At 66.2% G+C, this 9,378-nt stretch carries 6 protein-coding genes and 1 pseudogene; 5 read left to right on the forward strand and 2 right to left on the reverse strand.

From position 1 onward, the window contains the following. The 3 genes and pseudogenes from FJ694_RS35560 to FJ694_RS35570 form a co-directional block, all read left to right on the forward strand. A pseudogene (locus tag FJ694_RS35560) lies at positions 1-273 on the forward strand (hypothetical protein); the annotation flags it as partial. 511 nt (positions 274-784) lie between these two features. Continuing rightward, positions 785-1,051 (forward strand): hypothetical protein, encoded by a 267-nt coding sequence (locus tag FJ694_RS35565; protein WP_157272244.1) that lies wholly within the window; start codon positions 785-787, stop codon positions 1,049-1,051. A 394-nt stretch (positions 1,052-1,445) separates the two neighbouring features. Beyond that, positions 1,446-1,616, forward strand: a complete 171-nt coding sequence (locus tag FJ694_RS35570) for a hypothetical protein (protein ID WP_157272245.1) — start codon at positions 1,446-1,448, stop codon at positions 1,614-1,616. A 452-nt stretch (positions 1,617-2,068) separates the two neighbouring features. On the opposite strand, the gene FJ694_RS35575 is transcribed toward FJ694_RS35570, so the two are convergent. Together FJ694_RS35575 and FJ694_RS37720 are read right to left on the reverse strand one after the other, a co-directional pair. Further along, positions 2,069-5,200 (reverse strand): PAS domain S-box protein, encoded by a 3,132-nt coding sequence (locus tag FJ694_RS35575; RefSeq protein ID WP_198321177.1) that lies wholly within the window; start codon positions 5,198-5,200, stop codon positions 2,069-2,071. Between the two features lie 581 nt (positions 5,201-5,781). Next, positions 5,782-5,916, reverse strand: a complete 135-nt coding sequence (locus tag FJ694_RS37720) for a hypothetical protein (RefSeq protein ID WP_259373197.1) — start codon at positions 5,914-5,916, stop codon at positions 5,782-5,784. Positions 5,917-6,600: 684 nt separating this feature from the next. Between FJ694_RS37720 and FJ694_RS35580 the strand changes: the two genes are divergently transcribed. Continuing rightward, a complete protein-coding gene (locus FJ694_RS35580; protein WP_198321178.1) occupies positions 6,601-8,568 on the forward strand; it encodes a diguanylate cyclase domain-containing protein in 1,968 nt (655 codons plus the stop codon). A 52-nt stretch (positions 8,569-8,620) separates the two neighbouring features. Then, positions 8,621-9,151 (forward strand): GAF domain-containing protein, encoded by a 531-nt coding sequence (locus tag FJ694_RS35585; protein ID WP_157272248.1) that lies wholly within the window; start codon positions 8,621-8,623, stop codon positions 9,149-9,151. Positions 9,152-9,378 lie beyond the last annotated feature (227 nt).

A 9,378-nucleotide genomic window follows, 5' to 3' on the forward strand; every position in this document is an offset into this window, starting at 1 on the left:
GAGACCGGCGCGCACGAGGCGCGCGAGGCCGGACGCACCATCGAGGGCGTGGTGGGCAGCGTGCACCGGGTCTCGGACATCGTGGCGCGCATCACCACGGCGGCCAACGAGCAGTCCCAAGGCATTGCCGAGATCAACGCGGCCGTGTCGCAGCTGGACACCGCCACGCAGCAGAACGCGGCGCTGGTGGAGGAGTCCGCCGCCGCCGCGGCCAGCCTCAACGACCAGGCCCAGGCGCTGGCGCGCTCGGTGCAGCGCTTCCGGGTGGCTTGAAGCTGTTTGCCACGAGCACAACCCCGGGGTAGGGCTTGCCGTCCCCTGGCATGACGCTGTACCTCCTACATGGTCGGGTTGTCTCACGCCGGCGACGGCCGCGGCCTCGGATGATCAACCTGCAAAGACAACACGTTCAACGCGACGTTCTGCTTGCGACTGCTGTAAACCCCTGGCCGCCCAAAGCGGTTGCGCATTGAGAACAAAAGTGCACTGCACAGTGCAGCCGTTGAAGGAAGGGCAGCCGATAGCGCTGGGTTGAAGGGGTCGAAGCATCGGTTGACTGCTCTATCAACGTCGACACCAGGACACAATCATTTCACAAGCGTCGCAGCCCCGGTTCTCAACACCAGGCACGGCTGACCGATAAGGTCCATGGACAAGACCGGATTCAAAGCCGGGTCCAGCGGCCAGCGCAGCCATCGTCGCAAACCCGTGATCGTAATGCCTGTTCAGCGGCCCTTGTGAAGTGCCGCTTCCGACAGCATCGGATGAAGTTGAAGGTGTTGTGGTGAACAACAAGAAGAGGATCTGGCTGGAGGGCTTCCATGCCGGTCAAGCCCTGGACAACAAGCTCCCCTATTCCGACGGCACCCCGGAAGCGATGGCTTGGCTGGAGGGATGGGTACAGGGCATTCATGCAAACGGCCATTCACCGGGCAAACACGAAAGCTCAACCTTTGACGACAGTGAATTTGAGGACAGCGTCGACACCAAAGAGGCTGCCAAACCTCATTCAAGTCGATGGAAGCAGTTCATCAAAAATCTGCTGGGTTGAGGGCCCGCATTGTGACCAGTTCCAAAGCCAGGGCAGTTCTGCCTCGCTGCTGTAGTGCTGCGTCGAACTGATCCCGGCATGCGCACTGATCCGCACGACCCCAGCGGGCAGCATCCGCGTTCCGGGCAGCCTGCTCTTTCACCCATGCTTCGGCTTCAGCAGTGCGGCGCATTGCCGTTGACCGCATAGATGTTTTCGCATCCATTTTCTTGTTTCTCTCAGAGCCTCATGATGTCGGCAAGCCGTCGTCCGCTGATGTCGCGCGGATAATCCGAAGTCCAGGCATCACGGCTAGGTCAGGTCAAGCAGCTACGGTCTCGTGGTCGCAATCTGCCAAAATCCGGAACACACCGCGTTTGCGGACAACAAGAGATCTGGTGAGAGAGGGAATTTCATGGAATCCATCGCAGCACTGCTTGCGCTCGCGGTCCTGGCCGTGCCTGTCGCAACGGCTGGCGTCGGCATGCTTGACCAACGTCCCAAGGCCGGACCCGCGTTAATGTGGACCGGCATTGGCACCATCGTCGCGGCGGAGTGCGCCTTCGTGCTTATGCTGCTGCTGTAGTAGGTTCTTCAACGCCGGCTCAATCCTCGCTCTGGACCAGCGTCACTCAGCTCTGAGACACGGAGTTTGGCTTCCGGCTTGGGGTTCAGACTTGTGGATAAAAGCAAGCTTCCCCAGCCGCCTTCGGAGCATTCGCAGACCATCCGTTGCCTCGTCATCGAGAAGAGAAGTCTGTCTCTGAACTGCGCAGTTGCTTCGACGGCCGTCAGAGCCGCGGTTGCAATGCCCCGGAGCAACGGGCGGAGGAACATTTCAATCGGCTGAAATACGTCAAGCGCGGTAAACGCGCCTGCGGGATCCCGCTGGGTCAAGGCGCAGGCCCATCCGGTGTTGGGCGACGATGGCCAAGTGCGGGAGGTGATGCTCATCCACGAGGACGTGACCGAGCAGATGCAGGCCTGCGGCCGCCCATGCCGTAGCACGTGCGCCGCAGGTGCCTCGTGCCCGGCAGCTCAGGCCTGATCTGGCAGTGCCTGCAGCGCCAGCGTGACGCTGAAGGTGCTGCCCACACCCGGCGTGCTGACAAGCTCGATGTGTCCGTCCATGAGCTCTACCAGGCGCCGTACGATGGCCAGCCCCAGGCCTGTGCCGCCATAGCGCCTCGTGGTCGAGTCGTCGGCCTGCGTGAACGGCTCGAAGATGGCCTCCTGCTTGTCCGTCGGGATGCCGATGCCCGTGTCCGTGACCTCGAACCGCAAGAGGATGCGCAACGCGGTGCTGTCCTGCAGGGCAGGCACCGCAGTTGCGCGCAACGTGACGCTGCCCTCGGACGTGAACTTCACCGCGTTGCTCAACAGGTTCGTGAGAATCTGGCGAATGCGCACGGCGTCGCCGCGCACTTGGCGCGGCACGTCGTCGGCCAGGTTCAAGTGCAGTTGCAAGCCCTTTTGCGCCGCCTGTACCTGCGTGAGCTGCAACACCTGCTGCAGCAGCTGATCCAGCTCCAGCGGCTGCAGCTCCAGCCGCATTTCGCCGGCCTCGATCTTGGAGAGGTCCAGAATGTCGTTGAGCAGGCCCAGCAGCTGCTCGCCGGCGGCGTTGATGCCCAGGGCGAAGCGCTGCTGGCGCTCGTCGAGCACCGTGGTCTGCAGCAGGTGGGACAGCCCGATAACGGCGTTGAGTGGCGTGCGGATCTCGTGGCTCATGTTGGCGAGAAACGCGGTCTTGGCCGCGTTGGCACTCTCGGCCTGGCGCGTTCGCTCGCGCAGCTGCTCCTCCAGCGCGCGGCGCTCGGTGATGTCGGTGATGACGGCCAGGAACCCCGTGGGCCGGCGTGCCGCGTCGCGTGTGAGGCTGATGCTGACCAGCGCCGGCACGCGCGAGCCGTCGGCGCGCACGTAGGTCCACTCGCTGCGCGGGCTGCCGTCGTGCAGGCGCGGCCTGGCCAGCGCCTCGCGCGCGGCCTGTGCCAGCCATCCGGGCAATTCGGCGGCACGCTGGAGCACTTCACGCGGGTACAGATGCAGCCGCCGCTGCATTTCCTCATGGTCGCGAAAGTCCAGTTCCAGGCGCCCGATTGCCTGCGCGGCCGGAATGCGCAGCAGTGCCTCGGCGGCCCGATTAAAGACCGTGATACGGCCGGCCAGGTCGGTGGCGATGATGGCCGTGCCCGCGCTGTCCACAACTGCCTGCTCTCGCTGGCGCAGCGCCAGCAGCTCAGCCGAGCGCTGGCGCAGTTCGTTTTCCAGCCGTACGCGCTCGGACAGGTCCGTGATGACGGCCAGGAAGCCGATGGCCTCTTCGCCTTCGCTGCGCAGCACGCTCAGGCCCAGCAGTCCCGGAAACCGCGTGCCGTCGGCGCGCAGGTAGGTCCACTCGTTGCGCTGGGCGCCCGGATGTGCCGCATCGGGTGAGGCGTCCAGCCCCTGGCGCAGGGCGTGGGGCAGCTGACCCGCGTTGTCCTTGACGTCCTGCGGGAAGTAGCGTGCCTTGTAGCGCAGCTCATCGGGGTCGCAGAACTCGGCCACCGAGCGACCCAGCGCCTGACTCTCGGAGAGGCGAAACATCGTGCACGCTGCCGGGTTGAAGTTGATGACACGCCCTTGCAGGTCCAGCCCGATGATGGCGCTGGCAGCGCTGGCCAGGATCGCGCGCTCGCGCGCGGCCAACGCCTTTTCTGCTGCCGCGTGACGCTGCACCTCCTGCAGTTGCTGGTGCAGCGCCTCGTTGAGCTGCTGCACCTGCTCGCGCGCCGCCTGGCTGTTGCGGATGTCGCGCACCGTGGTGGCCGAGCCGATGACGCGGCACTGCGCGTCGCGCACGGGTACCAGGGACAGCGCCACGGCCACCGGCTGCCCGTGGCGGTCGAGCCGCACGGTCTCAAACGGCGGCACGTCCTCGCCGCGCTGGACGCGATCCATGATTTCGCTGGCTTGCTGGCGCAGTTGTGCCGGCACGGTCAGCTCCGTGAGTGGCCGGCCCCGCACCTCGTCCAGCCGCCAGCCCAGCAGCCGCTCGGCGGCGACGTTCCAGTCCAGGATGAGGTCCTGCAGCGTGTGGCGAATGATGGCGTCGTGCGCGCTGCCTACCAAGGCCGCCGCCTGGGCTCGTTCGTACTCCAGTGCGCGGCGTCGCACCGCCTGCTGGGTCCACAGGTACACGAGCACGGCCAGCAGCGCGCCCAGGCCTGCCACGCCGGCGGCAACCTGGTATGGCCCAAGCAGGTCCAGTCTGGCTTCGAAGCCGGGCAATGCCTGCAATTGAACCTGCCACGTGCGGCCGAAGAGCTCGACGGCTGTCTGTTGCGTCGGCAGCGCCTGATCAGGCAACCAACTGCCGGAGGCGAACAGTGGGTAGGCCGCCCCGCTGTACTGGGCATCCACCACGGTCAACGCCAGTGCGTCGCCCTCGGCGTAGATGCCCTTCAGTACTTCATCCATAACCAGCGCCGCATGGACCCAACCTTGGAGCTGCAGTGCACGCTCAGCCTCCTCGGGCACCGTGATTCCGTGGTAAACGGGTAGCATGAGCAGCACTGCCTGCTCCTGCTTGGCGCTGCGCTGCAACAGCGTTATGGGCGCCGTCAGCCGGGCCTGGGCGCTGTGCATGGATGCCAACGCGGCATTGCGCCGCCCGGGCTCCGAGGCATTGTCCATGCCTATCGCCTGCGCATTGGTCTGCAGCGGCTCGACCAACTCGACGACGAAATGGTCACCGGCATGGGGTGCCAGTTCCAGGATGCGAAACGCCAGGGCGCCTGCCTGTCGTTGCCGCTCGACATAGGCTTGCTCCTGCCCAGGCGGCACCCGGCGGGTGAAGCCAAGTCCATGCACGCCCGCAAACTCGTGCCGCAGGTTCAGTGCCTTCACGTAGCGGCTGAACTGCTCGCGCGTAACGGCCACGTCGCCGTCACCCGCAGCCAGCAGGTGGGCACGCAGCCCCAGCAGCGCGCGCTCGTAGGCGAACATCGAGCGGCGCAGGCGGTCCGCGGTGTGCGCGGCCTCGTGGGCGAGGTTCGCAGCAATGCGCTCGCCGTTGGAGTGGTGCTGCCACAGACCCGCCACGACGGCGGCCAGCAGGCCGCCCGCCAGGGTCGCCAGCGGCCAGCGCAGCTGCGGCGCGGACGTTGGAGCGTCGAGAGCCATACAGACAGCCCTTCGACCCTGCATGGTGCAGGGATGAAACTCACGCAGGATGGCAGCTTTCATCGCACCGGTCCAGGCATGACCGACTGCGCTCGCGAGATGTCAGGGGTGGCATGCGCACTGCCCCAATACCTAGTGACGCCGACTGTGCCGTCGTCTTCGCCACCAGCAACCCGACGCTGCTGGAGAGGGCGGCACGGCGACTACTTGATTGACTTCCTGTCCCGGGACAGGGCAGTCCATCGCGTTGGCAAGCTGTTCGAAGCTTTCACGAGCACCAATGAGTCAATGCGTGGACTTGCGCAGTTGCGACCGACGACGATGATGCGAAGAGTTGAACGCAAGCGGATATGGCGCGAAGGGTTCGAAGCCGCACGGCACTTGAGGGCGCCGTGTCCTTACCTAAAGGATTACAGGCATGCGCAAATCTGGCAAAGCGGCTGGGCCGAAGGCGTGATGCGACGCAGTGGTGCCCCGCATCTCAGTGAACCGCCCGTCGTAGGGTGGTGCCGCCTGGTCAAGTTGATGCTGGGCCAGTCGTAGTAGGCCTGCGACAACGCACGAGGCGCCGGGGCGGCGCCTTACTGCATGTCCGCCGCCCAGTGGGCCGCCAGGGCAGGCTCGACGGCGAAGCGATCCCGCACCGTGAAAACCTCCCGGCGGGCCTGAGCCAAGGAGAGTTCGCCACGCAGCGCGCGGCGCTCGATATCAGCCATGGCGGCGATATGCCCTGCCGGCGGTGTCTGGGCAACGGGGAACGGGAAAAACTGGAGTTCATGGTGTTGGCCTAGCCTGTGGCAGGCGCCCGAAGGCATGGAGACCAGCAGAAAAGCCTTTCGGACACGCTGGTGGCGTTATGCTGCACTGCAATAACCATCGTTCTTCGCCAGCCAGCCAGCCAGCCAGCCAGCCAGCCAGCCAGCCAGCCAGCCAGCCAGCCATTGAGAATATTGCGTAAGGTCTGGCCGTGAACGTTGTGGGCCAGCAGTCGAGGGCCTTATTGCGCTGTCCCGTCTTGGTTGGCGTTGCTGTGGTTCGGTTCCAGTACGTGTCACGCAACGCCTGAAGACAAGCTCCACTCAGAGCGGCAGCTGCAGCACCACAGCCGAGAAGTGGTACTGGTCGGCGCAAGCCTGCAGCGTCTGCAGAAGTCCCGGACTGCATCATCCGGATGCTCTTTCCACAGGTAATGAGAAGAACAACTTGTGTGCCTCACGGGTTGGACTTGGCGCATGCGTGCAGCGGCCCACCGCTGGGCACAAGCCAGTCGGATCTCGCATTACGTGCGGTATTACCGGTGCGTTGACAGCCATGGCTTCATGCACTGCATCTGGCAGCCGACAAGAAGACATTGACCACTGCCGCCCGGGCACATGACACCGCGGGCTGACCGTTTCGCGATGTCAAAGGATTCCAACCGCCTGCCCGGCACAGCATTGATGCGCTGGCCGCGCTGGCGCGTACTGGCGCTGACCGCCTTGGCCTGCCTGGCGCTGCTGGCCACGCTGGCCGGCTTCGAGTGGCGCTCGCGCGCGGCGGCGCTGGCCGACGTGCAGCAGCAAAGCGACAACTTGGCGGCCGCGGTGCTCCAGCAAAGCGCCGAAGTCGTGCGCCAGGCGGACTTCGCCATCGGGATGGTGCGCCGTGCGCAGCAGCTCGACGGCCGCAGTCCCGCTGTCGCGGTCAGCGTGCGCGAAGTCGTCGCCGCCGAAGTGGAGCTGCAGCCCACCGTGATTGGCATCGCGATCTACGACGCCGAGGGCCGTTTGACCAGCAGCTCCCTGGAGCCCGACGCCGCGCCCCCTTCGGGCACAGATCTCGACTTCTTTCGTGAGGCATGCAGCGTGGCGGCAGATCACTTGCATGTTGGTGCGCCACTGCGCGTGTCCCTGGCCGGCGAATGGTTCCTGCCCGTCGCCCGGCGTTTGAGCGAGCGTGACGGCAGCTTCGCCGGCGTCGTAATGGTGGCAGTCCGGCTGCAGGCGCTGCAGGACCAGTTCGCCCGCCTGGCCCTCTCTGACAATGGACTGGTCACGCTGATGTCGCGCGGCGGCACGGTGCTGGTGCGCCGACCCTTCGTGCTGCAGGCCATGGGCTTGTCGATGGCACAGATTTCATTCTGGCAGCAGCACGTGGTGGCGCGCAGCGCCGGGTCGTTCACCAACACGTCGCCGGTGGACGGCATCGAGCGGCACATGAGCTTCGTGCACCACCCGGAGTTCCCGCTGCTGGCGATCGTCGGCGTGCCGCCAACGCTGGCACTGGCCCACTGGCGTGAACAGGCCCTGCGCCATGCCGCTGTGACGGGGTTGTTCATGCTGCTGCTGGTGCTGGCCGGCTGGCGTATCCAGCGCGACATGACGCGCCAGCAACGGCTGGCAGCCGAGCTCCAGCGCTCCATGACGCACCTGCACGATCTCCAGCACGCCATCGACGAGCACGCCGCGGTGGACGTCACGGACGGGGAGGGCACCATCCTGCGTGTCAACGACCGGCTGTGCCGCCTGACCCAGTACGGCCCCGACGAGCTGCGCGGGCGCAACCTGACAGTGCTCGACTCTGGCCGCCATCCGGATGCCTTCCACCGCGCCATGCGGCAGACCTTGATTGCCGGACAGGTGTGGAAGGGCGAGATGCGCTGTCGCGCCAAGGACGGCAGCCACCTCTGGCTGGACACGACCATCGTGCCCTTCCAGACGGACGTGAAGCAGCCGGCGCACTTCATCGCCATCCGCACCGACGTCACCGCGCGCAAGCAGGCCGATCAGGCCATCCGCCAGGCGCACCAGGAGGCGGCCGCGGCCAACGAGCAGCTGGCCCGGCTGGCGGCCTTCGACGAGCTCACCGGGCTGCCCAACCGGCGCCATTTCAACGACACCATGGCCGCGGAGCTCAAGCGCGCGCAGCGCGTGCACCAGCCCCTGGCGGTGCTCATGGTGGACGTGGACCACTTCAAGCCCTTCAACGACACCTATGGCCATGGCGCCGGGGACGAGTGCCTGCGTCACGTGGCCACGGCGGCGCGCAAGGTGCAGCGCCGCCCGAGCGACCTGGCCGCACGCTGGGGCGGCGAGGAGTTCGTGCTGCTGCTGCCCTCGACCGGTGCCGAGGGCGCTCTGGCCGTGGCCCGGCTGCTGTGCAGCAGCATCGAGGCGATGGCCCTAGCCCACAGTAGCAGCCCGCGCGGCCACGTGACCGTGAGCATCGGCGTGTACGCCGCGATTCCGGCGCTGCAGACCCGTCCCGAGGAACTGCTGGAGATGGCGGACCGCGCGCTGTACCAGGCCAAGCAAGGCGGGCGCAACCGAGCCTGCCTGTACGAACGTGAGCTGCCGGTGTCTACCGAGCTCGACGGCGTGGCCGCCTGACCACCGAGCACCTCGGCAACCCTACAACGAAGCCCCCAGGAGACACCCCACCATGCAGCCGGCGCCCATTGCGGACGACGAGGACGAGCGCCTGAAGGCACTGCGTGCGCTGCAGTTGCTCGACACGCCGCCTGAGCAGCGTTTCGACTGGCTGGTGCAGTACGCCGCACGCGAGCTGGGCATGCCCATCGCGGCGGTGTCGCTGGTCGATGGGCACCGCCAGTGGTTCAAGGCCTGCGTCGGGCTGGACGCCACCGAGACGCCGCGCGACGTCTCGTTCTGCGGCCATGCCATCGCCAGCGACGACATCTTCATTGTCGAGGACGCGACACAGGACCTGCGCTTCGCGGACAACCCACTGGTCACGGATGGCCCAGGCATTCGCTTCTATGCCGGCGCGCCGATCAAGAGCCCGGACGGCCACCGGGTGGGCACGCTGTGCGTGATCGACACCGAGCCGCGCCGGCTCGATGCGGTGGAGCTGCAGATGCTCGATGCGCTGCGCGACATGTTCAATGCCGATGTGAATTCAGCGGAGCTCGGTATCCAGGCCCAGGGCATGCCCGCCACCGAGCCGGACTGAAGCCGGGCGGAAAACCGGTTCGAGGCGCAGCGGCGCATGGCAGCCGCTGCGGCATCAGGTACGGGCTCTGCAGTCCACAGCGCAGACCTTGGCGTTGCGCCCCAGGATCTTCTTCGTCGCCAGATCGGCCAGCAGCTTGTGCGCGCCGCACCTGAAGCAGGACATCGTCTTGTTGGAGAAGCTGGCCTGTCCCGGCTTGTTGAACACCGAGCCGGCAGCCTTGGCGC

Origin of the sequence: Azohydromonas aeria (assembly GCF_009760915.1) — a bacterium.
GTDB classification, from domain to species: domain Bacteria; phylum Pseudomonadota; class Gammaproteobacteria; order Burkholderiales; family Burkholderiaceae_C; genus Azohydromonas; species Azohydromonas aeria.

Bases quoted from the DNA above. Each gene is read 5' to 3' on its own strand.
- FJ694_RS35570 (WP_157272245.1), top strand. From the start codon at position 1,446: ATGGAATCCATCGCAGCACTGCTTGCGCTCGCGGTCCTGGCCGTGCCT.
- FJ694_RS35575 (WP_198321177.1), bottom strand. From the start codon at position 5,200: ATGGCTCTCGACGCTCCAACGTCCGCGCCGCAGCTGCGCTGGCCGCTG.
- FJ694_RS37720 (WP_259373197.1), bottom strand. From the start codon at position 5,916: ATGGCTGATATCGAGCGCCGCGCGCTGCGTGGCGAACTCTCCTTGGCT.
- FJ694_RS35580 (WP_198321178.1), top strand. From the start codon at position 6,601: ATGTCAAAGGATTCCAACCGCCTGCCCGGCACAGCATTGATGCGCTGG.
- FJ694_RS35585 (WP_157272248.1), top strand. From the start codon at position 8,621: ATGCAGCCGGCGCCCATTGCGGACGACGAGGACGAGCGCCTGAAGGCA.